The sequence below is a fragment of the Streptomyces sp. NPDC013455 genome (assembly GCF_040632975.1).
Classification (GTDB): domain Bacteria; phylum Actinomycetota; class Actinomycetes; order Streptomycetales; family Streptomycetaceae; genus Streptomyces.
Genome location: NZ_JBEYCX010000021.1, coordinates 110,403 through 134,005 on the forward strand (window position 1 = coordinate 110,403; position 23,603 = coordinate 134,005).

The 23,603-nt window shown below is 70.9% G+C and carries 23 protein-coding genes; 19 read left to right on the top strand and 4 right to left on the bottom strand.

Going from position 1 to position 23,603, the window contains the following annotated elements:
- The 3 genes from ABZ576_RS28355 to ABZ576_RS28365 form a co-directional block, all read left to right on the top strand.
- A partial coding sequence (locus ABZ576_RS28355; RefSeq protein WP_360746750.1) for an A24 family peptidase occupies positions 1–588 on the top strand: 588 nt, incomplete at its 5' end.
- Between the two features lie 78 nt (positions 589–666).
- A complete protein-coding gene (gene mqnC / locus ABZ576_RS28360; protein ID WP_360746753.1) occupies positions 667–1,866 on the top strand; it encodes a cyclic dehypoxanthinyl futalosine synthase in 1,200 nt (399 codons plus the stop codon).
- A 7-nt stretch (positions 1,867–1,873) separates the two neighbouring features.
- Positions 1,874–2,479 (top strand): hypothetical protein, encoded by a 606-nt coding sequence (locus tag ABZ576_RS28365; protein WP_360746757.1) that lies wholly within the window; start codon positions 1,874–1,876, stop codon positions 2,477–2,479.
- A gap of 18 nt (positions 2,480–2,497) precedes the next feature.
- On the opposite strand, the gene ABZ576_RS28370 is transcribed toward ABZ576_RS28365, so the two are convergent.
- Entirely contained in the window at positions 2,498–3,502 is a 1,005-nt protein-coding gene (locus ABZ576_RS28370; protein ID WP_360746760.1) for a chitinase, read from the bottom strand.
- 155 nt (positions 3,503–3,657) lie between these two features.
- Between ABZ576_RS28370 and ABZ576_RS28375 the strand changes: the two genes are divergently transcribed.
- From ABZ576_RS28375 to ABZ576_RS28390, 4 genes are read left to right on the top strand one after another with little or no spacing between them, the layout of a single operon-like run.
- Positions 3,658–4,113, top strand: coding sequence for a hypothetical protein (locus tag ABZ576_RS28375; protein WP_360746762.1), 456 nt, complete (start codon positions 3,658–3,660; stop codon positions 4,111–4,113).
- Between the two features lie 10 nt (positions 4,114–4,123).
- Entirely contained in the window at positions 4,124–6,331 is a 2,208-nt protein-coding gene (locus ABZ576_RS28380; RefSeq protein ID WP_360746764.1) for a glycosyltransferase, read from the top strand.
- Positions 6,332–7,666, top strand: coding sequence for an acyltransferase (locus ABZ576_RS28385; protein WP_360746767.1), 1,335 nt, complete (start codon positions 6,332–6,334; stop codon positions 7,664–7,666). It begins immediately after the preceding gene.
- 23 nt (positions 7,667–7,689) lie between these two features.
- Positions 7,690–8,385 (top strand): demethylmenaquinone methyltransferase, encoded by a 696-nt coding sequence (locus ABZ576_RS28390; protein ID WP_360746770.1) that lies wholly within the window; start codon positions 7,690–7,692, stop codon positions 8,383–8,385.
- On the opposite strand, the gene ABZ576_RS28395 is transcribed toward ABZ576_RS28390, so the two are convergent.
- On the bottom strand, positions 8,372–8,689 hold the full coding sequence (locus ABZ576_RS28395) for a PASTA domain-containing protein (RefSeq protein ID WP_360746773.1): 318 nt from the start codon (positions 8,687–8,689) through the stop codon (positions 8,372–8,374). The genes ABZ576_RS28390 and ABZ576_RS28395 overlap by 14 nt on opposite strands.
- A gap of 110 nt (positions 8,690–8,799) precedes the next feature.
- Positions 8,800–9,318 carry a GNAT family N-acetyltransferase gene (locus tag ABZ576_RS28400; RefSeq protein ID WP_360746776.1) on the bottom strand — a complete coding sequence of 173 codons (519 nt, stop codon included), beginning with the start codon at positions 9,316–9,318 and terminating at the stop codon, positions 8,800–8,802.
- A gap of 47 nt (positions 9,319–9,365) precedes the next feature.
- On the opposite strand from ABZ576_RS28400, the gene ABZ576_RS28405 reads away from it, so the two are divergent.
- Positions 9,366–10,700: a geranylgeranyl reductase family protein gene (locus tag ABZ576_RS28405; RefSeq protein WP_360746779.1), complete on the top strand. Its 1,335-nt coding sequence runs from the start codon at positions 9,366–9,368 to the stop codon at positions 10,698–10,700.
- A 425-nt stretch (positions 10,701–11,125) separates the two neighbouring features.
- Here the strand turns inward: ABZ576_RS28405 and ABZ576_RS28410 are convergent, their stop codons facing one another.
- Positions 11,126–11,980 carry a C40 family peptidase gene (locus ABZ576_RS28410; protein WP_360746782.1) on the bottom strand — a complete coding sequence of 285 codons (855 nt, stop codon included), beginning with the start codon at positions 11,978–11,980 and terminating at the stop codon, positions 11,126–11,128.
- Positions 11,981–12,732: 752 nt separating this feature from the next.
- Between ABZ576_RS28410 and ABZ576_RS28415 the strand changes: the two genes are divergently transcribed.
- Genes ABZ576_RS28415 through nuoK form a run of 11 tightly spaced genes read left to right on the top strand, consistent with a single transcriptional unit; the run spans position 12,733 to position 23,591 of the window.
- Positions 12,733–13,092 carry an NADH-quinone oxidoreductase subunit A gene (locus ABZ576_RS28415; protein ID WP_053654533.1) on the top strand — a complete coding sequence of 120 codons (360 nt, stop codon included), beginning with the start codon at positions 12,733–12,735 and terminating at the stop codon, positions 13,090–13,092.
- 15 nt (positions 13,093–13,107) lie between these two features.
- Complete coding sequence (locus ABZ576_RS28420) at positions 13,108–13,662, top strand: NADH-quinone oxidoreductase subunit B (RefSeq protein WP_007383964.1); 555 nt, start codon at positions 13,108–13,110, stop codon at positions 13,660–13,662.
- Positions 13,659–14,414, top strand: a complete 756-nt coding sequence (locus tag ABZ576_RS28425) for an NADH-quinone oxidoreductase subunit C (RefSeq protein ID WP_360746785.1) — start codon at positions 13,659–13,661, stop codon at positions 14,412–14,414. The genes ABZ576_RS28420 and ABZ576_RS28425 overlap by 4 nt, the downstream gene beginning before the upstream one ends.
- Positions 14,411–15,751: an NADH-quinone oxidoreductase subunit D gene (locus ABZ576_RS28430; protein ID WP_360746788.1), complete on the top strand. Its 1,341-nt coding sequence runs from the start codon at positions 14,411–14,413 to the stop codon at positions 15,749–15,751. Before ABZ576_RS28425 ends, ABZ576_RS28430 begins: the two co-directional genes overlap by 4 nt.
- Positions 15,748–16,614: an NADH-quinone oxidoreductase subunit NuoE gene (nuoE, locus tag ABZ576_RS28435; protein ID WP_360746791.1), complete on the top strand. Its 867-nt coding sequence runs from the start codon at positions 15,748–15,750 to the stop codon at positions 16,612–16,614. Before ABZ576_RS28430 ends, nuoE begins: the two co-directional genes overlap by 4 nt.
- Complete coding sequence (nuoF, locus tag ABZ576_RS28440; protein ID WP_360746794.1) at positions 16,611–17,960, top strand: NADH-quinone oxidoreductase subunit NuoF; 1,350 nt, start codon at positions 16,611–16,613, stop codon at positions 17,958–17,960. Before nuoE ends, nuoF begins: the two co-directional genes overlap by 4 nt.
- Complete coding sequence (locus ABZ576_RS28445; protein WP_360746797.1) at positions 17,957–20,458, top strand: NADH-quinone oxidoreductase subunit G; 2,502 nt, start codon at positions 17,957–17,959, stop codon at positions 20,456–20,458. Before nuoF ends, ABZ576_RS28445 begins: the two co-directional genes overlap by 4 nt.
- Entirely contained in the window at positions 20,455–21,819 is a 1,365-nt protein-coding gene (gene nuoH, locus ABZ576_RS28450) for an NADH-quinone oxidoreductase subunit NuoH (RefSeq protein WP_360746800.1), read from the top strand. Before ABZ576_RS28445 ends, nuoH begins: the two co-directional genes overlap by 4 nt.
- Positions 21,812–22,453, top strand: a complete 642-nt coding sequence (nuoI, locus tag ABZ576_RS28455; protein WP_360746804.1) for an NADH-quinone oxidoreductase subunit NuoI — start codon at positions 21,812–21,814, stop codon at positions 22,451–22,453. The genes nuoH and nuoI overlap by 8 nt, the downstream gene beginning before the upstream one ends.
- A complete protein-coding gene (locus ABZ576_RS28460) occupies positions 22,450–23,295 on the top strand; it encodes an NADH-quinone oxidoreductase subunit J (protein ID WP_360746807.1) in 846 nt (281 codons plus the stop codon). The genes nuoI and ABZ576_RS28460 overlap by 4 nt, the downstream gene beginning before the upstream one ends.
- The gene (gene nuoK / locus ABZ576_RS28465; RefSeq protein ID WP_028420845.1) at positions 23,292–23,591 is read left to right on the top strand and encodes an NADH-quinone oxidoreductase subunit NuoK; all 300 of its coding nucleotides are present in this window, start codon (positions 23,292–23,294) and stop codon (positions 23,589–23,591) included. Before ABZ576_RS28460 ends, nuoK begins: the two co-directional genes overlap by 4 nt.
- The last annotated feature ends 12 nt before the right edge of the window (positions 23,592–23,603 follow it).

Consider the following 23,603-nt stretch of genomic DNA (forward strand, 5'->3'; position numbering starts at 1 on the left):
TCCGATGGCGCCGAACTGACTCCTTCCGGCCCCGGCGCCGCCTCCCGCACCCCGTCCCGTCCCCTCCTCGCCGCCGTCACCGCGCTGGTCTGCGCCGCCCTCGCCGCCGCCACCGGCACCAGGCCCGAGCTCGCGGTCTGGCTGCTGCTCGCACCCGCCGGCGTACTCCTCGCCGCCGTGGACTTCCGGGTGCAGCGGCTGCCCGACCCGCTGACCCTGCCGCTCGCCGCCCTCGCCCTGGCCCTGCTCGGCCTCACCGCCCTGCTTCCCGAACACGCCGGCCACTGGCCGACCGCGCTCTACGGCGCCCTCGCCCTCGGCGCCGGCTACTACGTCCTGTACCGCGTCAATCCGGGCGGCATGGGCTTCGGCGACGTGAAACTGGCCCTGGGAGCGGGGGCCGTGCTCGGCTGGTACGGCTGGCCCACCGTGCTGCTCGGCACCTTCGCCGCATTCCTGCTCGGCGCGCTCTACGGCGGCGCGCTCGTCCTCGCCCGGCGGGCGGGCCGGAAGACGGCCGTGCCCTTCGGCCCGTTCCTCCTGGCCGGCACCCTCACCGGCGTCCTGATCGGCGCCTACGCAGCCTGAGGTCGGTGTCCGAAACCGGCTGGCGTAGGCTGGCGTGGTCTGTCCACAACCCTTACGAACCTTGCGAAAGGGACGCCGGTGACCGAGAAGGCCGACCTCCAGTCCGTCCTCGACCGTGCCGCCGCCGGTGGGCGGATCACCGCCGAGGAGGCGCTCGACCTCTACCGTGACGCCCCCCTGCACGCCCTGGGCGCCGCCGCCGACGCCGTACGCCGCCGCCAGTACGCCGGCACCGAGCACATCGCCACGTACATCATCGAGCGGAACATCAACTACACGAACGTGTGCGTCACGGCGTGCAAGTTCTGCGCCTTCTACGCGGCCCCCAAGGACAAGGACAAGGGCTGGACCCGCGACCTCGACGACATCCTGCGCCGCTGCGCGGAGACCGTCGAGCTGGGCGGCACCCAGATCATGTTCCAGGGCGGCCACCACCCGGACTACGGCGTCGAGTACTACGAGAAGCACTTCAAGGCCATCAAGGACGCCTTCCCGCAGCTGGTGATCCACTCGCTGGGCGCCTCCGAGGTCGAGCACATGGCCCGGATCAGCGGGGTGTCGGTCGAGGAGGCCATCACCCGCATCCACGAGGCGGGCCTGGACTCCTTCGCGGGAGCGGGTGCCGAGCTGCTGCCCGAGCGGCCGCGCAAGGCCATCGCCCCGCTGAAGGAGAGCGGCGAGCGCTGGCTGGAGATCATGGAGACCGCCCACCGGCTGGGCGTCGAGTCCACCTCCACCATGCTGATGGGCACCGGCGAGACCAACGCCGAGCGGATCGAGCACCTGCGGATGATCCGGGACGTGCAGGACCGCACCGGCGGCTTCCGCGCCTTCATCCCGTACACCTACCAGCCGGAGAACAACCACCTGAAGGGCCGCACCCAGGCGACCCTCTTCGAGTACCTGCGGATGATCGCGATCGCCCGCCTCTTCCTCGACAACGTCCGGCACATCCAGGGCTCCTGGCTGACCACCGGCAAGGAGGTCGGGCAGCTGTCCCTGCACTACGGCGCGGACGACCTCGGTTCGATCATGCTGGAGGAGAACGTGGTCTCCTCGGCCGGCGCCAGGCACCGCTCCAACCGCCTGGAGATCATCGACCTGATCCGCAAGGCCGGGCGGGTGCCGGCCCAGCGCTCGACCACGTACGAGCACCTCGTCGTGCACGACGACCCGGCGAACGACCCGGTCGACGACCGCGTGGTGTCGCACATCTCCTCCACCGCCATCGACGGCGGCACCGCCCACCCCGAGCTGAAGCTGCTCGCGTCGAACTAGGGGCGCCGTGCTGACGATCCACGCCGACGCGCGCGGACACGCCTTCGCCGTCGCCGGCGAGCGGATCGAGGCGGTCGGTTCCCTGGCGGAGCTGGCCGCCGCACGGCCACGCGCGCGCGTGCGGCAGTGGCCCGGCATCCTCACCGCCGGCTTCGTCAACCTCCACGGCAACGAGCTGCTGGAGGAGACCTACCACCCCGATCCCCGGGAGGCCGGGGAACTCGGCACCGAGCCGCTGACCGGGGACGCGCTCACCGCCCTGCGGCTGGACGACGCCCGCTGGGGCGCGAGCGCCCGGCGCGGGGTGCAGCGCATGCTCGCCCACGGCACGGTGGCGGTGGCCTGCGAACCGCTGCGCAACCGCGCGGTACGGGACGCCGTGCAGCGCTCCGGCCTCGCCGTCGTGGGCCGGCCCGGCCGGCCCGCCGGCGTTCCCTCCCTCGACCCCCTCGCCTCCGGCCTGCCCCCGAGGACCCGGCCGGCCCGCGAGCCCGGCTCCGCCGCCGACTTCGCCGCCTTCGACGTGCGCGACGAGGCCGAACTGGCCGAGCGGGGGGCGGGGACGTGCGTGGCGACGGTGGTGGCCGGGCGGCTGGTGTTCCGGCGCAGGTGACGGCCCCGCCCGCGCCCCTCAGCCGCCGAACGCCTGCCCGAACGCGCCCGCACCCTGCCGCACCCCGCTGCAGTCGGTGGCGGCCCCGTCCCGCTCGGCCCCGTCCGCGCACTGCCGGTCCCGGCCGGCGGACCACATCGACACCCAGGCGATCTCCTTCCGCGCGGCGAACGCCCGCACCTGCGCGGCGTCGGCGAGCGTGAACGTCTCACCCGCCACGTCATTGACCCCGATCATCGACGTGAGCGCCATTCCCCGCCACGCACCGGCGTCCGACGACCCGAACACCTTCCTCAGCTGGCCGTGCGCGGCCTTCGCGGACGCCACGGCGTAGTCCCCCATGTCCCCGTCGTAGGACTCGCCGTAGTTCATGGTCATGAGGTTGACCGTGGCCACCTGCACGTCGTACGTGTTCGCGGACTCCAGCAGCGCCAGAGCGTCGGCGTCCAGCCCCGACGGCATCACCGGCAGGGTGAACGAGACCTCCAGGTCCGGGCGTTCTGCCTGCAGGCGGGCTATCGCCCGTGAACGCAGGGCCACGGAGGCGGAGTCGGTGAGCTCGTCGCCCTCGATGTCGAAGTCGGCCGCGTCGGAGCCGGCCGCGTCCAGCGCCCCGGCATAGGCGGCGGCGAGCTCCGAGGCGCTGTCGCAGGTGGTGGCCAGCTCCTTGCCGGAGGCTCCGCCGAAGGAGACGCGGACGGCGGCGCCGCCCTTCTTCAGCGCGGACGTCCGGGACGTCACGGCGGAACCGGTGACCGCCTCGGTGCCGTTCCACTTGGGTGTGCAGCCGCTGCCGTCGGAGACCACGAAGGCGAGGTTGTACGTCGACGGGGAACCGGCGGCGTCGGTGGCGGCGGCGTCGGTGGCGCTGACGTAGGGGGCGTACGCCGGGGTGCGGGCGGCGGCCCGGGCGGGGGAGCGGTCCGCCGAGCCCGGCGTCTTCCCGGCTTCCGTGGCGCAACCGGTCACCGCGAGAGCGAACGCGCAGGTGAAGGCGGCGAAAGGGCTCAGTCGACTCCTCATGCGGCGAAATCTCTCACACGGGACCGTGGACCGACGCCGCCTCTCTCAGGTGAGCGACAGCCTGGGGGCGCATGCACGGGTGGCTCACAGCCATCTCCGCCGGTTCACAGAAACGCTGAAAAAAAGCCACATAAAGGCTCTCTAGCATCCGGGGAATGCAATCCGAACCCGCCGTCGAAAGTCGTACCGCCGGGCGCGGTCGCCGCCGCAAACACGGCAACGGGTCCGCCGAGGGGCCCGTGTTCGTCGACACCACCGGGCGCCGGTCGAAGGTGCTGCGCCGCGTCGGCCTGCTCCTCGGCGCGGGCTGCCTGACCTACGCGGTCGTGCTGGCCGCCGCCTTCATGGGCTGGGGCACCTCCCTCACCCCGTCCTCCCTGACGCCCTTCGGCAGTGCCGACGGCGGTCGGGCGCCCGGCCGGACAGGCCCCCAGGGCGGCACCGGCCGCCAGGCGCACCTGCCCGACGCCACCCCGTCGACGCCCGCGTCGGCCACCGCCACCTCACCGGCCACCACCGCCACCCCGTCGGCCACCGCCACCTCGCCGGCCACCACCGCCACCCCGTCGGCCACCGGCACCCCGTCGGCCGCCGCCGACCGACCGGAGTAGCACGGCAGCCATGACCACATCGACGTCCTCCCGCGGCCGCAGGCGCGCGCCCGGCCGCATCGAGCGCGCCGCAGGCAGGGCCGCGGCGCTCCAGCGGCCCCGCGTCATCCTCGCCTTCCTGCTGCTGCTGGCGCTGACCTGCGTGATGCTGCTCGACGGATATCTGCGCGCCGAGGTCGGCGGCGACCAGCGCGTGCGTACGGGGGCCGGCTCCTCCGAGGTCCCCGACGACATCCTCGACGGCGGACCGATCCTCACCTTCCGGGGCGGCCAGGCCACCACCGTCTCCGTCCCCGCCAGGACCATCGCCCTCACCTTCGACGACGGCCCCGATCCGACCTGGACCCCGAAGGTCCTCGACATCCTGCGCAAGTACGACGTCCCCGGCACGTTCTTCCTGGTCGGCTCGATGGTGTCCCGCTATCCCGGCATCGTGAGCACGATGGTCCGGCAGGGCAACGAGGTCGGCGTCCACACGTTCACGCACGTCGACCTGTCGTACCAGAGCGGTGCGCGCGTCGACCGCGAGATGGAGCAGACGCAACTCGCCCTCGCCGGGGCCGCGGGCATCACCACGACGCTGTTCCGTGCGCCGTACTCCTCCGAGACGGACGCCATCGACAACTGGAGCTGGCCCGTCTACGAGAAGCTCGGCCAGGACGGTTACACCAGCGTCTTCGTCGACACCGACAGCGACGACTGGAAGCGGCCCGGCGTCTCCAGGATCGTCCAGTGGGCCACCCCGAAGGGCACCGAGGGCGCCTCGGTCCTCTTCCACGACGCGGGCGGCGACCGCTCGCAGACCATCGAGGCGCTGCCGAAGTACATCGAGAAGATGAAGGCGAAGGGCTACACCTTCACCACGGTCAGCGGCGTCATGGAGAAACAGGGCGCGGCCGCCGGCCCGGGCCCGCACAGCGCGCACCACGCGGCCACCGGCGCGACCCTCTACGAGGGCAGGGCCCTCATCGCGGCCGTCGCCGTCGCCGAGTGGACGCTGCCCGTCCTCTCCGCCGGCCTGATGGTGGTGGGCGTGGCCGTTCTGGGCCGCTTCGGGATGATGGTGGTCCTGGCCCGCCGCCACCACCGGCAGCGCAACAGACGCCGGTTCACCTGGGGACCACCGGTCACCGAGCCGGTGAGCGTGATCGTCCCGGCGTACAACGAGAAGGAGTGCATCGCCAACACCCTCGCCTCGCTGGCGCGGAGCACCCATCCGATCGAGATCCTCGTCGTGGACGACGGCTCCACCGACGGCACCTCGGAGATCGCCCGCAGCGCGGCCGCCTCGCTCGGCATGGCCAACGTCCGGGTGATCCGCCAGGAGAACGCCGGCAAGCCGGCGGCCCTGAACAACGGCGTCCGCAACGCCCGGTACGGCATCGTCGTCATGATGGACGGCGACACGGTCTTCGAACCGGACACCGTACGGCGGCTGGTGCAGCCGTTCGCCGATCCGTCCGTCGGCGCGGTCGCGGGCAACGCCAAGGTCGGCAACCGCGACACCCTGATCGGAGCCTGGCAGCACATCGAGTACGTGATGGGCTTCAACCTGGACCGGCGCATGTACGACCTGCTGCGCTGCATGCCCACCATCCCGGGGGCCGTCGGCGCCTTCCGCCGTGACGCCGTGCTGGAGGTGGGCGGCATGAGCGACGACACCCTCGCCGAGGACACCGACATCACCATCGCCCTGCACCGCGCGGGCCGGCGGGTCGTCTACGAGGAGCACGCCCGCGCCTGGACGGAGGCGCCGGGCTCCTTCAAGCAGCTCTGGTCCCAGCGCTACCGCTGGTCGTACGGCACCATGCAGGCGCTGTGGAAGCACCGCAAGTCCCTCACGGACAGGGGCCCCTCGGGCCGGTTCGGCCGGGTGGGCATGCCCCTGGTCGTCGTCTTCCAGGTCGTCACGCCGGTCTTCGCCCCGCTCATCGACGTCTTCACCGTCTACTCGATGCTCTTCGTCGACTTCCGGGCGGCCCTGCTGGCCTGGCTGGCCGTCCTGGCCGTCCAACTCCTGTGCGCGGCCTACGCCTTCCGCCTGGACCGGGAGAAATACCGCTACCTGCTGATGATGCCCCTCCAGCAACTCGCCTACCGCCAGATGATGTACCTCGTCCTGATCCACTCCTGCGTCACCGCCCTCACCGGCGGCCGCCTGCGCTGGCAGAAGCTGAAGCGCACCGGAGAGGTCGGGACACCGGCGGGGGTGAGCTGAGTGGGCGCGCACCGGCGCACCGCCGTGGGCGCGGGCAGCCGCGCCGCCGGGGCGGCGGGCACGAGCGCGGGCACGGGCGGTCGTACCACCGGGGTGGCGGGTACGGGCGGTCGTACCACCGGGGTGGCGGGTGCGGCGGCGGGCGTGGGCACGGCGGCGCGGGTGGGCGGTGCGGCGGGCGCGGATGCGGCGGCGCGGGCGGACGCGGCGGCGGGCGCGGATGCGGCGGCGGACGTGTACCCGGCGGCGCGGGCGGGTGCGGGGGCGTCGGCACCTCCCGGCGGGCGGCACCCCCACCCGGCCCCGGCGAGGGACCGCTACTTCGACACGCTCAGGGCGCTGGCCCTCGTCCGGGTGGTCGCCTACCACACCTTCGGCTGGCCCTGGGCCGGCCTGGCCTTCCCCTCCATGGGCATCATGTTCGCCCTCGCCGGCACGCTGATGGCCAAGTCCCTGGCACGCCCCGCGCCGACCGTGCTGAAGAGCAGGCTGAGGAGACTGCTGCCCCCCTTCTGGTTCTGGGGCTTCTTCGTGGTGCTCGCCATGCTGGTCCACGGCTGGCTGCCGGGCCGGGAGATCGCCTACTGGATCGTCCCGCTCGGCGACCCCCCGGGCGACGCGTGGGGCGCCCAGGCGTGGGAGATCTGCTGGTACCTGCGCACGTACCTCTGGTTCGTCCTGCTCTCCCCCCTCCTCCTGCGCCTCTTCCGCCGGGCCCCGCTGCCCGTGCTGTTCCTCTCCCTCCTCCCCGTCCTCGTCCTGAACTTCGCCTGGCCGGGCCCGGACGGCCGGCTCGGCAGCGCCCTGTGGGACCTGTCGACGTACCTCTTCTGCTGGGTGCTCGGCTTCGCCCACCGTGACGGCGTGCTCCAGCGGGCCCGGCCGGCGGCGGTGGTCGTCCTGTCACTCGCCGCGCTGTGCTGCGGCGCCTGGTACGCCTTCGCGCACCAGGCGGACCACGGCACGTACGACCTGGACGAGAACCCCCTCGCACAGGCCTTCTGGTCGGCCGGTTTCGTGACGCTCCTGATGTGGGCCAAGGCGTACTTCCGGATCGACTTCGCCGGGCTCGCCCGGCTGCGGCGGCTGGACCGCGCGGTGACGGTCTTCAACGCGCGCGCGGTCACGGTCTACCTCTGGCACGAGATCGCCCTGATCCTGGCCGTTCCGCTGATCGACCGGCTGTGGGACGTGCCGGCCTTCGAGGCCCACCTGCCGCTGGACAGCCAGTGGTTCATGTTCGGCGTCGGCTGGGTCCTGATCGCCGCCTTCGTCCTGCTGTGCGGCTGGGTGGAGGACGTCGCGGCACGCAGGAAGCCGAGGCTCCTGCCGTGAGACCGGGCTGCAAGAATGGGCGGGTGACCCGCGCTTCCCTGAACAAGCAGCCGCACGAAGTCGCCTCGATGTTCGACGACGTGGCGGAACGGTACGACCTGACGAACGACCTGCTGTCGCTCGGCCAGGACCGGCGCTGGCGCAAGGAGGTGGCGAGGGCGGTCGACGCACGCCCCGCGCAGAAGGTCCTCGACCTCGCCGCCGGCACGGCCACCTCCTCGCTGCCCTTCGCGCGGACCGGCGCGTACGTCGTCCCCTGCGACTTCTCCCTGGGCATGCTCCAGGTCGGCAAGCGCAAGCACACCTGGCTGCCGTTCACGGCGGGCGACGCCACGAGGCTGCCCTTCAAGGACGACACCTTCGACGCGGTGACGATCTCCTTCGGGCTGCGCAACGTCCAGGACACGGACGCGGCGCTGCGGGAGATGTACCGGGTCACCCGGCCCGGCGGGCGCGTGGTGATCTGCGAGTTCTCCCATCCGACCTGGGCGCCGTTCCGCACCGTCTACACCGAGTACCTGATGCGGGCCCTGCCGCCGGTCGCGCGCGCGGTGTCCTCCAACCCGGACGCGTACGTCTATCTCGCCGAGTCCATCCGCGCCTGGCCCGACCAGCCCGCCCTCGCCGAACGGCTGCGCGGAGCCGGCTGGTCGCGGGTGGCGTGGCGCAACCTCACCGGTGGTGTGGTGGCACTGCACCGCGGCTTCAAGGAGAGCTGAGTCCGGCCACCGCGTACGGGTCGCCGGGCTGGTCGAGTTCGCGCCGCCGTCCGCCCCGGGGCGGTCCGGGGACCCGCGGCTCCCGCACACCGCCACCGCCCTCGCCCTCCCCGAAGTCGAACCACACGTACACCATCGAGTCCCGCGGCACCTCGGCACCGGGCTGCGGGTACTGGCGTACGACGTGCTCGACCACCGTGAGGTGGAACTCCGGGCGGTCCGGCGCGTTGAGGAACAGGCCCCGCGACCGGGCCGTCTCGCGCGCGTCCACAGCCATCAGACCGACCAGACGCGGGACGCGCACTTCGGGTGTGTTGGGTGTTATGCGCACAGATGTCACCCCCAGCGGTACCGGCAGGGTAACTCCCGCCCGGAGCCGCCTGGAAGCCGCCGGTGTCTTTCTGTGACAGACGACTACGGGGCGTCGCCGAAGCCCAGCCGGAAGCAGAGCGCCGGCTCGTCCCGCGCGGGATGCGTGTAGGACTCGGCCGGCTCCATGCCGAGCCGCCGGGCCACCGCGATCGACCGCTCGTCGCCCGGCCGGACCACCGCCACCACGCCCGGCACCCCGGCCGCACGCACCCGGCTGACGGTCTCCCGCGCCGCCGCGGTGACGTACCCCTTCCCCCAGTGCGCCCGGCCGAGCCGCCAGCCGATCTCCGTCTCGCCGACCGGTCCCCAGTCGGGCCGCCAGGGCTGCGCCCCGGTGAAGCCGATGACCTCGCCGGCCTCGTCCAGCAGCGTCCACAGGCAGAAACCGCGCTCCGCGTCGTGCCGCCGCTGCCGCGCGGTGAGTTCCTCGTAGACCGACAGCGCCGCCGGCCTGCCGCCGTGGAACTCCATGACCTCCGGGTCGGCGAAGATCCGGTGCCAGGCGACCGCGTCCTCATGGGTGGGAACGCGCAGCCGTACCGCGGGGAGAGGTCGGTTCACAGGGCAGCCCTTCAGCCGGGTGATCAATTCTGCTGAATAGACTGCCCATGTCCAGTGCCGGTCGGCACGCAGATTTCGAACCTTGGGGAGATCCCGCCGTGACCGAGCCCCTCTCCGACAACACCGCCGATGTGATCGTCGTGGGCGCGGGGCCAGCCGGCTCCACGACCGCGTACCACCTCGCCAAGGCCGGTCTCGACGTCCTGCTCCTGGAGAAGACCGAGTTCCCGCGGGAGAAGGTCTGCGGCGACGGCCTCACCCCGCGCGCGGTCAAGCAGCTCGTCGCCATGGGGATCGACATCTCGGAGGAGGCCGGCTGGCTGCGCAACAAGGGTCTGCGCATCATCGGAGGCGGTGTCCGACTCCAGCTCGACTGGCCGGATCTCGCCTCCTTCCCCGACTACGGCCTGGTCCGCAAGCGCGACGACTTCGACGAACAGCTCGCCCGCAACGCCCAGAAGGCAGGCGCCCGCCTCTTCGAGCGCTGCAACGTCACGGGCCCCGTCGTCGACGACCGCACCGGCCGCATCACGGGCGTCACCGCCAAGCTCGGCGAGGAGAAGCGCGAGGTCACCTTCCGCGCGCCGCTCGTCGTCGCCGCCGACGGCAACTCCACCCGCCTGTCCCTCGCGATGGGCCTGCACCGCCGCGAGGACCGCCCCATGGGCGTCGCGGTCCGCACCTACTTCGAGAGCCCCCGCCACGAGGACGACTACCTGGAGTCCTGGCTGGAGCTGTGGGACCGGCGCGGCCCCCAGGACCGCCTGCTGCCCGGGTACGGCTGGATCTTCGGCATGGGCGACGGCACGTCGAACGTCGGACTGGGCGTGCTCAACACCTCCGCCTCCTTCAAGGAGCTCGACTGGCGCGAGGTCCTCAAGGCCTGGTGCGCCTCCATGCCGGAGGACTGGGGCTACACCCCGGAGAACATGACCGGCCCGATCCGCGGCGCCGCCCTGCCCATGGCCTTCAACCGCCAGCCGCACTACACGCGCGGCCTGATGCTCGTCGGCGACGCCGGCGGCCTGGTGAACCCCTTCAACGGCGAGGGCATCGCCTACGCCATGGAGTCCGGCCAGATCGCCGCGGACGTCGTCGTGCAGGCCCACGCGCGCGCGACCCCCGCCCAGCGGGAGATCGCCCTCCAGCGCTACCCGCGCATCCTCAAGGACACCTACGGCGGCTACTACACCCTCGGCCGCGCCTTCGTGAAGCTCATCGGCAACCCGAAGGTCATGCAGATCGCCGCGCAGCGCGGTCTCACGCACCCGATGCTGATGAAGTTCACCCTGAAGCTGCTGGCGAACCTCACCGACCCCACCGGCGGCGACGCGATGGACCGGATCATCAACGGCCTCAGCAGGGTGGCGCCGAAGGCCTGACGCGACGGGCGGCCGGTCCGCCGCCTGCCGCGGCGGCGGTTGCCCTCGTCCGGGCAACCGCCGCTTCCTCGGGGACGCTTCGAGCAGCGCATCCGCGACGTGTCCGACATGCCGGACTGTGCCGTCATGGGGGAGCCGTACGCGGGTGTGGCCGGGAGCCGCCGCGCGCTTGCGGTGAGGCGCTGGGCGGGCGGAGCCGCGACGCCGGGGCGTGTGGGCGCGCGGAGGGGGCGCGGGGCGCTGGGCGTGCCTGGGCGGGGCGTTGGGCGTGCCTGGGCGGGGCGTTGGGGGCTCCGGTGGGCCCGCGGGCGCGGATGCCCGTACGGGAGCGCGCCGAGCGGGCGCAGGCGCGTTTCAGGGATGACGCAAGGGCCGCTGCCCCCGAGCGGCTGCGGCCCTACGCGCGTGAGAGGTGCGGGACGTGCTCAGAGCACCCGCACCGCACCCGTCGCCGGGTAACCGGAGAGGTCCTGGATGACGACGCCCTTGGAGGGGTTGGCGGCGTCCAGGTACTGGCCGTTCCCGATGTAGACGCCGACGTGGTACGCGGAGCCCTTGGCGCCCCAGTACAGGATGTCGCCGGGCTGGAGGTTGGACATCGAGACCTCGGTGCCGACGGTCGACTGGTCCTGCGAGACACGCGGGAGGTCCACACCGACCTGCTTGAACGCGGCCTGGACGAGGCCCGAGCAGTCCCACGCGTTGGGGCCGGTGCCGCCCATGACGTAGGCGTCGCCCACCTGCGCCTTGAGGAAGCCGATGACGGTCGCCACGCTGCCGCCGGAGGGCGCGGAGGTCGTCGTCGTGGTCGTGGTGGTGGAGCCGGCGTCCGCCGTGGTGGACAGCGTGGTCCGCTCCGCGCTGCGCGAGGCGCGGGCGGCGGCCTCCTTGCGGGCGGCCTCCTGCGCCTTCTTCTTGGCCTCCGCCGCCTTCTTCTTGGCCTCGGCGAGGTCCGCCTTGGCCTGCTTCGCGGCCTTTGCGGCAGCCGCGTCACGCTCGGCCTGCAGCTGGTAGTTGGCGGCGGCCTGCTGGGTGGCGTCCGCGGACTGGGCCGCCTGGGCGGCCAGGTCGGCCGTCAGGGTGGGCAGCTCGAGGGTCTGCGTCACCGGCTCGGCCGCGTTCGCCGAGCCGGACGCCCCGGCGACTGCCAGGGTGCCGAGGACGCCACCGGCAACTCCGGCCCGCATGGCGAGGGTCGACGCGCTGCGGCGGGGCTTCCGGTGGCTGCGTATGTGAGCGGTGTGGGACATGGGAACAAGCGGTACCAGGGGCTCCTTCATATCTTCAAGAAACGTGTGCTGCGCCACAGTTGCTCAATCGAGACTAGGAATCCCGGGCGTGTCGTTCTTTATTGACGCCGTAACGGACATTGCGGACGCTCGCGATCATGCCCTTGATCACGGTCTTTGATCATTACGTCCGAATTGCTCCCCGCCTACCACTGGTTGGGATCGTTGGCCAAGCCCGGTTCTCATGGATCTCTCATGAGTGTGGCGGAGGTCACGGAACGGCCGCCGGAATCACGGCGTCCCGCGCGTGCGGAGCTCGTGAACGCGTGCACGCGCTCCGGCTGCCGTCCACACCTGCCCCGGGCCTCCCCCTGAGGTGTGAACGGGACCCACTATCAAGATCACGCGCCCAGCGCCAATTTGCATGCAGCGGAACTCTCTTGATATTGAGACGCCCGCTCCGGCCTGCGGTGACAAGGATGAATGTCACTTCTGGTGATCAACTGAACGCTTCACGTATGAAGATCACGCATCATCCGACTTCATGATCCTTCGTCAGGTGGTGGAGATCACAAAGCTTGTGTAATACCCCGTGTCGCAGATCACAGAGCGGCGGGCATAAGATGCGAGGCAGTTGGGCTTGTGACCTGCTTCACATGTTCGCGATCTTCGCCCGGGACGAGCGGGGCTCGTGGGACCGGTGAGGTCGGCGTGAGCCCAGTGCAACCTCCCCCACGGTCTCGGCTTCGCTCGACCAGGGGGGACCCCATGCAGTCAGTGCCGACTGAGAGGAGCGAGGAGCGGTGAACGCGTATGCGCCCATCCTCGTACTGGGAGCCCTCGGGGCAGGCTTTGCGATCTTCTCCGTGGTCATGGCCACGCTGATCGGTCCGAAGCGGTACAACCGCGCGAAGCTCGATGCCTACGAGTGCGGGATCGAGCCGACCCCCACGCCGGCCGGCGGCGGGCGCTTCCCCATCAAGTACTACCTGACGGCGATGCTCTTCATCGTCTTCGACATCGAGATCGTCTTCCTCTACCCCTGGGCCGTCACCTTCGACGCCCTGGGGATCTTCGGGCTCGTGGAGATGCTGCTCTTCGTGCTCACCGTCTTCGTCGCGTACGCGTACGTATGGCGGCGCGGCGGCCTGGAATGGGACTGAGGGGCCTTTAACGACATGGGACTCGAAGAAAAGCTGCCGAGCGGATTCCTGCTGACCACCGTCGAGCAGGCCGCGGGCTGGGTGCGCAAGGCGTCGGTCTTCCCGGCCACCTTCGGGCTGGCCTGCTGTGCCATCGAGATGATGACCACCGGCGCCGGCCGCTACGACCTCGCCCGCTTCGGCATGGAGGTCTTCCGCGGCTCGCCGCGCCAGGCCGACCTGATGATCGTCGCCGGCCGGGTCAGCCAGAAGATGGCGCCGGTCCTGAGGCAGGTCTACGACCAGATGCCCAACCCCAAATGGGTGATCTCCATGGGCGTCTGCGCCTCCTCGGGCGGCATGTTCAACAACTACGCGATCGTCCAGGGCGTCGACCACATCGTCCCGGTCGACATCTACCTGCCCGGCTGCCCGCCCCGGCCCGAGATGCTGATGGACGCGATCCTCAAGCTCCACCAGAAGATCCAGTCCTCCAAGCTCGGCGTCAACGCCGAGGAGGCGGCCCGCGAGGCGGAGGAGGCGGCGCTCAAGGCCCTGCCCACGATCGAGATGAAGGGGCTGCTGCGGTGAGCGACGGCAACGGCAACGGCGGGTCCGCGAACGGGGTGAACCCCGAGAAGGACCTCTCCGCCTCCAACCTCCCCGGCCAGCGCGGCCAGGGCGGCGAGGAGATCCGCGTCCAGCGCGGCATGTTCGGCGCCGACAACGGCGGCGACACCTCCGGCTACGGCGGCCTGGTCCGCTCGGTCCGACTCCCGGGACCGGCGACCCGCCCCTACGGCGGCTGGTTCGACGAGGTCGCCGACGAGCTGGAGGGCGCCCTGGAGGAACAGGGACTCCTCCCGGAGAACGCCATCGAGAAGACGGTCGTCGACCGCGACGAGCTGACCTTCCACATCGAACGCGAGCACCTGGTCCGCGTCGCCCGCACCCTGCGCGACGACCCGGCCCTGCGCTTCGAGCTCTGCACCGGCGTCAGCGGCGTCCACTACCCGGGCGACAAGGGCCGCGAGCTGCACGCCGTCTACCACCTGCGGTCGATCACCCACAACCGGCTGATCCGCCTCGAAGTCAGCGCCCCCGACACCGACCGGCGCATCCCGTCGCTGGTCTCCGTCTACCCGACCAACGACTGGCACGAGCGCGAGACCTACGACTTCTTCGGAATCGTCTTCGACGGCCACCCGGCCCTGACGCGGATCATGATGCCGGACGACTGGCAGGGCCACCCGCAGCGCAAGGACTACCCCCTCGGCGGCATCCCCGTCGAGTACAAGGGCGCCCAGATCCCGGCTCCGGACCAGCGGAGGTCGTACTCGTGAACACGCAGCCAGCATCCGCCGCGTCGGCCGCGTCCGCGCGCGAGACCACCGAGGGCACCGTCTACACGGTCACCGGTGGCGACTGGGACGAGATCGTCCGCTCGGCGTCCCGCGCCGACGACGAACGCATCGTCGTCAACATGGGTCCCCAGCACCCGTCCACCCATGGAGTGCTCCGCCTGATCCTGGAGATCGAGGGCGAGACGGTCACCGAGGCCCGCTGCGGCATCGGCTACCTGCACACCGGCATCGAGAAGAACCTCGAATACCGCACGTGGACGCAGGGCACCACCTTCGTCACGCGCATGGACTACCTGACGTCCTTCTTCAACGAGACCGCCTACTGCCTCGCCGTCGAGAAACTCCTCGGCATCGAGGACCAGATCACCGAGCGCGCCAAGATCATCCGGGTGCTCCTGATGGAGCTGAACCGGTTGTCCTCCCACCTGGTGTGCATCGCCACCGGCGGCATGGAACTGGGCGCCACCACGATCATGATCTACGGATTCCGTGATCGCGAGATGATCCTCGACATCTACGAGCTCATCACCGGCCTGCGCATGAACCACGCCTACATCCGGCCCGGCGGACTCGCCCAGGACCTGCCCCCGGGCGCCGTGGACCAGATCCGCGAGTTCGTGAAGAAGATGCAGAAGAACCTCCCGGAGTACGACAAGCTCGCCACCGGGAACCCCATCTTCAAGGCCCGCATGCAGAACATCGGCTACCTCGACCTGGCCGGCTGCATGGCCCTCGGCGCGACCGGCCCGATCCTGCGCTCCACCGGCCTGCCGCACGACCTGCGCAAGGCCCAGCCCTACTGCGGCTACGAGACGTACGACTTCGATGTCCCGACCGCCGACTCCTGCGACGCCTACGGCCGCTTCCTCGTCCGCCTGGAGGAGATGCGCCAGTCGCTGGGGATCATCGAACAGTGCCTGGACCGGCTCCAGCCCGGCCCGGTCATGGTCGCCGACAAGAAGATCGCCTGGCCCGCCCAGCTCGCCCTGGGGCCGGACGGACTGGGCAACTCCCTCGACCACATCAAGAAGATCATGGGTACCTCCATGGAGGCCCTGATCCACCACTTCAAGCTGGTCACCGAGGGCTTCCGCGTCCCGCCGGGACAGGCGTACGCGGCCGTCGAGTCGCCCAAGGGCGAACTCGGGGTGCACGCCGTCTCCGACGGAGGCACCCGCCCCTACCGGGTCCACTTCCGCGACCCGTCCTTCACCAACCTGCAGGCCATGGCGGCGATGTGCGAAGGCGGCCAGGTCGCCGACGTCATCGTCGCCGTCGCGTCCATCGACCCCGTGATGGGAGGCGTCGACCGGTGACCACCTCATCTTCGGAGCGGGGCGTCAGCCTGGGCATGCCCGCACTGCCCGCGCCCGCGTACCCGGACGACGTCCGGACGCGGCTGGAGGCGGACGCGCGCGAGCTGATCGCGCGCTACCCGGACTCCCGGTCCGCCCTGCTGCCGCTGCTCCACCTCGTGCAGTCGGAGGAGGGCCACGTCACGCGCACCGGGATGCAGTTCTGCGCGGACATGCTGGACCTGACCACGGCGGAGGTCACCGCCGTCGCCACCTTCTACACCATGTACCGGCGCAAGCCGTCCGGCGACTACCAGGTCGGCGTGTGCACCAACACGCTGTGCGCGGTGCTGGGCGGCGACGCGATCTTCGAGACCCTCCAGGAACACCTGGGCCTCGGCAACGGCGAGACCACCGACGACGGCAAGGTCACCCTGGAGCACATCGAGTGCAACGCGGCCTGCGACTACGCCCCCGTCGTGATGGTCAACTGGGAGTTCTTCGACAACCAGACCCCGGCGAGCGCGAAGCGCCTGGTCGACGACCTGCGCGCGGGACGGCCCGTACAGCCCACGCGCGGGGCCCGGCTGTGCACCTTCAAGGAGACCGCCCGGATCCTGGCCGGCTTCCCCGACGAGCGGCCCGGGGCCGTCGAGGAGAGCGGCGGTGCGGGACCCGCTTCGCTGGTGGGCCTCCGCCTGGCAAGGGGAGAGGCCGCACCCGCGCGCGTGGTCCATCCGCGCGGAGGTCCGCATGAGGAACCGCAGGACAGGGTGCACGAGCCGTCGCCGGCCGAGCACCTCAGTTCCCATGACGCGCCGCAGGAGACCTCGGCCTCCGACCCGTCCCACCCGTCAGGGCCTGCCGCCGAGGAGGGGGAGTGATGACCGTGGTACCCGAGGTGAAGGACCCGAGCCCGGAGAAGCTGCTCGCACCCGTGCTGTCGGCCTTCTGGGACGAGGACCGGTCCTGGACCCTGGACGTCTACCGGAGGCACGAGGGGTACGAGGGGCTCCGAAAGGCGCTCGCCATGTCGCCGGACGAGCTGATCGCGTACGTCAAGGAATCCGGTCTGCGCGGCCGCGGCGGCGCGGGATTCCCGACCGGAATGAAGTGGCAGTTCATTCCTCAAGGCGATGGAAAACCGCACTATCTAGTTGTCAACGCCGACGAGTCGGAGCCGGGCACCTGCAAGGACATCCCGCTCCTCTTCGCGAACCCGCACAGCCTCATCGAGGGCATCGTGATCGCGTGCTACGCCATCAGGTCTTCGCATGCCTTCATCTATCTGCGTGGTGAAGTCGTCCCCGTGCTGCGGCGGTTGCACGAGGCCGTGCGCGAGGCCTACGCGGCGGGCTACCTCGGCGAGAACATCCTGGGCAGCGGGCTCGACCTCCAGCTCACCGTGCACGCGGGCGCGGGCGCGTACATCTGCGGTGAGGAGACCGCACTGCTCGACTCGCTCGAAGGCCGCCGTGGACAACCGCGGCTCCGTCCCCCCTTCCCTGCGGTGGAAGGCCTCTACGCCTGTCCCACTGTGGTGAACAACGTCGAGTCGATCGCGTCGGTTCCCGCCATCCTGAAAAACGGCAAGGACTGGTTCAGGTCGATGGGCAGCGAGAAGTCCCCGGGCTTCACGCTCTACTCGCTCAGCGGCCACGTCGCGAGCCCCGGCCAGTACGAGGCACCGCTCGGCATCACCCTGCGCCAGCTCCTCGACATGAGCGGCGGCATGCGGCCCGGCCACCGTCTGAAGTTCTGGACGCCCGGCGGCTCCTCGACGCCGATGTTCACCGACGAGCACCTCGACGTCCCGCTCGACTACGAGGGAGTGGGCGCCGCCGGCTCCATGCTCGGCACCAAAGCGCTCCAGTGCTTCGACGAGACGACCTGCGTGGTGCGGGCCGTGACCCGCTGGACCGAGTTCTACGCCCACGAGTCCTGCGGCAAGTGCACACCCTGCCGCGAAGGCACGTACTGGCTGGTGCAGTTGCTGCGCGACATCGAGGCCGGCAAGGGCGTGATGTCCGACCTCGACAAGCTGAACGACATCGCCGACAACATCAACGGCAAGTCGTTCTGCGCCCTCGGCGACGGCGCGGCGTCCCCGATCTTCTCCTCGCTGAAGTACTTCCGCGAGGAGTACGAGCAGCACATCACGGGCCGGGGCTGCCCCTTCGACCCGGCCAAGTCGACGGCCTGGGCGGACCGCCCGGAGGTGAACGCATGACCGTGACCACGAGCGCCCCCACGGGAGGGGGACAGGCGGTCCCGCCGGAAGACCTCGTCACGCTGACGATCGACGGCATCGAGATCAGCGTGCCCAAGGGCACCCTGGTCATCCGGGCCGCCGAGCAGCTCGGCATCGAGATCCCGCGGTTCTGCGACCACCCCCTCCTGGACCCGGCCGGCGCCTGCCGCCAGTGCATCGTCGAGGTCGAGGGCCAGCGCAAGCCCATGGCGTCCTGCACCATCACGTGCACGGACGGGATGGTGGTGAAGACGCACCTCACCTCGCCGGTCGCCGAGAAGGCCCAGCACGGCGTGATGGAGCTGCTGCTCATCAACCACCCGCTGGACTGCCCCGTCTGCGACAAGGGCGGCGAGTGCCCGCTCCAGAACCAGGCGATGTCCCACGGCAACGCCGAGTCCCGCTTCCACGGCAAGAAGCGGACCTACGACAAGCCCGTACCCATCTCCACACAGGTACTGCTCGACCGCGAGCGGTGCGTGCTCTGCGCCCGCTGCACCCGCTTCTCCAACCAGATCGCCGGCGACCCGATGATCGAGCTGGTCGAGCGGGGCGCGCTCCAGCAGGTCGGCACCGGCGAGGGCGACCCGTTCGAGTCGTACTTCTCCGGCAACACCATCCAGATCTGCCCGGTCGGCGCCCTGACGTCGGCGGCCTACCGTTTCCGCTCCCGCCCCTTCGACCTCGTCTCCTCGCCGTCGGTGTGCGAGCACTGCGCCGGCGGCTGCGCCACCCGCACCGACCACCGGCGCGGCAAGGTCATGCGGCGGCTCGCCGCCAACGACCCCGAGGTCAACGAGGAGTGGATCTGCGACAAGGGACGCTTCGCGTTCCGCTACGCGCAGCAGAAGGACCGCCTCCACACGCCCCTGGTACGCAACGCCGAAGGAGTCCTGGAGCCCGCCTCCTGGCCCGAGGCGCTGGAGGCGGCCGCGCAGGGCCTGTCCGCGGCCCGCTCCCGGGCCGGTGTCCTCATCGGCGGCCGGCTGACCGTCGAGGACGCGTACGCGTACAGCAAGTTCGCGCGCGTGGCGCTCGACACCAACGACATCGACTTCCGCGCGCGCGTGCACAGCGGTGAGGAGGCCGACTTCCTGGCCGCCCGGGTGGCCGGCCGCGGCCGCGACCTGGACGGTACGGGCGTCACGTACACCTCGCTGGAGAAGGCGCCCGCCGTCCTGCTGGCCGGCTTCGAGTCGGAGGAGGAGGCACCCGGCGTCTTCCTGCGGCTGCGCAAGGCCTGGCGCAAGCACAGGCAGCAGGTGTTCACGCTGGCCACGCACGCCACCCGGGGCCTCCAGAAGACGGGCGGCACGCTGCTGCCGGCCGCTCCGGGCACCGAGACGGAGTGGCTCGACGCGCTCGCCGCCGGCGTCGGCCTCGAAGGGCCGGGCGCGCTGGCCGCCGAGGCCCTGCGCACCGAGGGCGCCGTCATCGTCGTCGGCGAGCGGCTGGCCGGCGTCGCGGGCGGCCTGACCGCCGCCCTGCGCGCCGCCACCGCCACCGGCGCCGAGCTGGTGTGGATCCCGCGCCGCGCCGGCGAACGCGGTGCCGTCGAGGTGGGTGCGCTGCCCTCGCTGCTGCCGGGCGGCCGCCCGGCGACCGACCCGCGCGCGCGGGACGAGGTCGCCGCCGCCTGGGGCCTCGCCGAGCTCCCCCTGCGCTACGGCCGTGACACCCACCAGATCGTCGAGGCCGCCGCGGGCGGCGAGCTGTCCGCGCTCGTCGTCGCCGGTGTGGAGGTCGCCGACCTGCCCGACCCGGCACGCGCGCGTGAAGCACTGGAGAACGTCGGCTTCCTGGTGTCGCTGGAACTGCGGCCCAGCGAGGTCACCGAGCGCGCCGACGTCGTCCTGCCGGTCGCCGCGGTGGCCGAGAAGGCGGGCACCTTCCTCAACTGGGAGGGCAGGGTGCGCTTCTTCGAGGCCGCGCTCAAGCCCGATCAGATGACCCGCCGGCTCGCCCCGGCCGACACGCGCGTGCTGCACATGCTCGCCGACGCCATGGACGTCCACCTGGGACTGCCGGACCTGCGCACCGCGCGCGCGGAGATCGACCGCCTCGGCTCCTGGGAGGGATCACGCGCCCGTGAGCCCAGGGAGTTCGCCGACGTGCTGCCCCGCCCGGCCGTCGGCGAGGCCGTACTCGCCGGGCACCGGCTGCTGCTGGACCAGGGCGTCCTCCAGGAGGGCGACGAGGCGCTCGCCGGAACCCGGCACGCCGCACGCGCGCGCGTGTCCGCCGCCACGGCCGCCGAGACGGGCGTCCGGGACGGCGACCTGCTGGCCGTCTCCGGCCCCGCCGGCACGGTCGCACTGCCCCTCCAGGTCACCGAGATGCCCGACCGGGTGGTCTGGCTCCCGCTGAACTCCGCCGGCGCCGGCGTCGCCTCCGACACCGGGGCACGGCCCGGCTCCCTCGTCCGCATCGGCCCGGCGGCAGTCGCCGACGAGGCCCCCAAGGAGGTGGAGGCATGAGCGCGTACCTCGCCGCTGAAGACCTCTCGATGTTCGGCCGCGACCCCTGGTGGCTGGTCGTCGTCAAGGCGGTGTTCTGCTTCGCCTTCCTGATGGTGACCGTACTGTTCTCCATCGTCTGGGAGCGCAAGGTCGTCGCCTGGATGCAGCTGCGCATCGGCCCCAACCGGCACGGCCCCTGGGGCATGCTCCAGTCGCTCGCCGACGGCGTGAAGCTGATGCTCAAGGAAGACATCATCGTCAAACGCGCGGACAAGGTCGTCTACGTCCTCGCGCCGATCGTCGCGGCCATCCCGGCCTTCATGGCGATCGCGGTGATCCCCTTCGGGCCGGCCGGCAACGAGATCTCGATCTTCGGCCACCGCACCACGATGCAGCTCACCGACCTGCCGATCGCGATGCTCTACATCCTCGCGATCGCCTCCGTCGGCATCTACGGCATCGTGCTCGCGGGCTGGAGTTCCGGATCCACCTATCCGCTCCTGGGCGGCCTGCGCTCCTGCGCGCAGATGATCTCCTACGAGATCGCCATGGGCGCCGCGTTCGCCTCCGTGTTCCTGTACTCGGGGTCGATGTCGACGTCCACGATCGTGGAACAGCAGCAGGACCGCTGGTACATCCTGCTGCTGCCGGTCTCCTTCATCCTCTACATCGTCACCATGGTCGGCGAGACCAACCGCGCCCCCTTCGACATGCCGGAGTCCGAGGGCGACCTGGTCGGCGGCTTCAACACCGAGTACTCGTCGATCAAGTTCGCGATGTTCATGCTCGCCGAGTACGTCAACATGGTGACGGTCTCGGCCGTCTCCACCACCCTGTTCCTCGGCGGCTGGCGCGCCCCCTGGCCGGTCAGCGGCTTCTGGGAGGGCGCGAACCACGGCTGGTGGCCCCTGCTCTGGTTCGTCGTCAAGGTCCAGCTGCTGCTCTTCTTCTTCATCTGGCTGCGCGGCACGCTCCCCCGCGTCCGCTACGACCAGCTGATGAAGCTGGGCTGGAAGGTCCTCATCCCGGTCTCCGTGACCTGGCTGATGCTGGTCGCGACCGTCCGGGCCCTGCGCAACGAGAACTACGACTTCGCCGACATCGCCCTCTACGTCGGCGGCGGAGTCCTCGCCCTGCTGCTGATCTCCTTCGTCGCCGACATGTTCCGCGAGCGGGCGAAGACGGCCGAGGAACCCGCGGGCCCGCAGCCGGGCTTCGACCCGATGGCGGGCGGGTTCCCGGTACCGCCGCTGCCCGGACAGGAGCTGCCGCCGGTGCCGAGGCGCCGTCCGCGCCGCGAGCGGGAGCTGATTGTCAGTGGTGGGACGGACACTGTCAGTGACGGAACTTCGGATGGAAAGGAGGCGTCCGATGGCTGAGGAGCCGAAGGAGACCCAGCCCGGTTTCCAGAACCCCGTCGCCGGCTTCGGCGTGACCTTCAAGGCCATGTTCAAGAAGCGGCTGACCGAGCAGTACCCGGAGCAGAAGAAGACCACGGCCCCGCGGTTCCACGGACGGCACCAGCTCAACCGCCATCCGGACGGCCTGGAGAAGTGCGTCGGCTGCGAGCTGTGCGCCTGGGCCTGCCCCGCCGACGCCATCTACGTGGAGGGCGCCGACAACACCGACGAGGAGCGCTACTCGCCGGGCGAGCGGTACGGCCGCGTCTACCAGATCAACTACGCCCGCTGCATCCTGTGCGGCCTGTGCATCGAGGCGTGCCCCACGCGCGCGCTGACGATGACGAACGAGTTCGAGCTGGCCGACTCCAGCCGCGCCAACCTCATCTACACCAAGGAGCAGCTGCTCGCCGGCCTCGAAGAGGGCATGGTCGACACGCCCCACTCGATCTTCCCGGGGACGGACGAACAGGACTACTACCGGGGCCTGGTCACCCAGGCGGCGCCCGGCACCGTCCGGCAGACCGCCGTCTCCCAGGGCGAGGTCCCGCAGGAGGCGGCCTCCACCTTCGGCGAGGACGAGCCCGCCTCGCAGGAGGTGCTCGGCCGATGAGCGCACAGCACCTCGCCGCCTACACCACCTCCACCGGTGAGGCCTTCCAGTTCTGGGTGCTCGGCACGGTCGCGGTGATCGGCGCCCTGTGCACCGTCTTCATGAAGAAGGCCGTGCACAGCGCGCTCTGCCTCGCCGGCACCATGATCGTCCTGGCCGTGTTCTACCTCGCCAACGGCGCGTACTTCCTCGGGATCGTGCAGATCGTCGTCTACACCGGCGCGATCATGATGCTCTTCCTGTTCGTGGTGATGCTCGTCGGCGTCACGGCCGCGGACTCCCTGAAGGAGACCATCAAGGGCCAGCGCTGGCTGGCCCTTCTGTCCGGGGTCGGCTTCGGCGTCCTGCTCCTCGCCGGCATCGGGAACGCCTCGCTGAAGGAGTTCAACGGCACCGGCCAGGCGAACGCGAACGGCAACGTGGAGGGCCTCGCCTCCCTCATCTTCACCAAGTACGTCTTCGCGTTCGAGATCACCGGCGCCCTGCTGATCACGGCCGCGGTCGGCGCCATGGTGCTCACCCACCGCGAGCGCACGGAGCGCGCCAAGACCCAGCGCGAGCTGGCCGAACAGCGCATCCGCGAGGGCGCGCACATCCCGCCGCTGCCCGCTCCCGGCGTCTACGCCCGGCACAACGCCGTGGACATCGCGGGTCTGCTGCCCGACGGCACCCCGTCCGAGCTGACCGTGAACAAGACGCTGCGCGAGCGCGGCCAGATCCGTGACGTGTCCACCGAGGCGCTCAACGACCTGCGGGCGCTGGAGCAGCGCGCGCAGGAGCGTCTGGAGCGCAGGGGGATCGAGCCGGAGACGTTCAAGCGGCCCGAGGAGGCGTCGAAGTGAACCCGGTCAACTACCTCTACCTCGCCGCCCTGCTGTTCACGATCGGCGCGACCGGCGTACTGATCCGGCGCAACGCCATCGTGGTCTTCATGTGCATCGAGCTGATGCTGAACGCCTGCAACCTCGCGTTCGTCGCCTTCTCCCGGATGCACGGCAACCTCGACGGCCAGATCATCGCCTTCTTCACGATGGTCGTCGCCGCCGCGGAGGTCGTGGTGGGCCTCGCGATCATCGTGTCGCTGTTCCGCACCCGCCACTCGGCCTCGGTCGACGACGCCAGCCTGATGAAGCTGTAAGGGGTCGGAAGA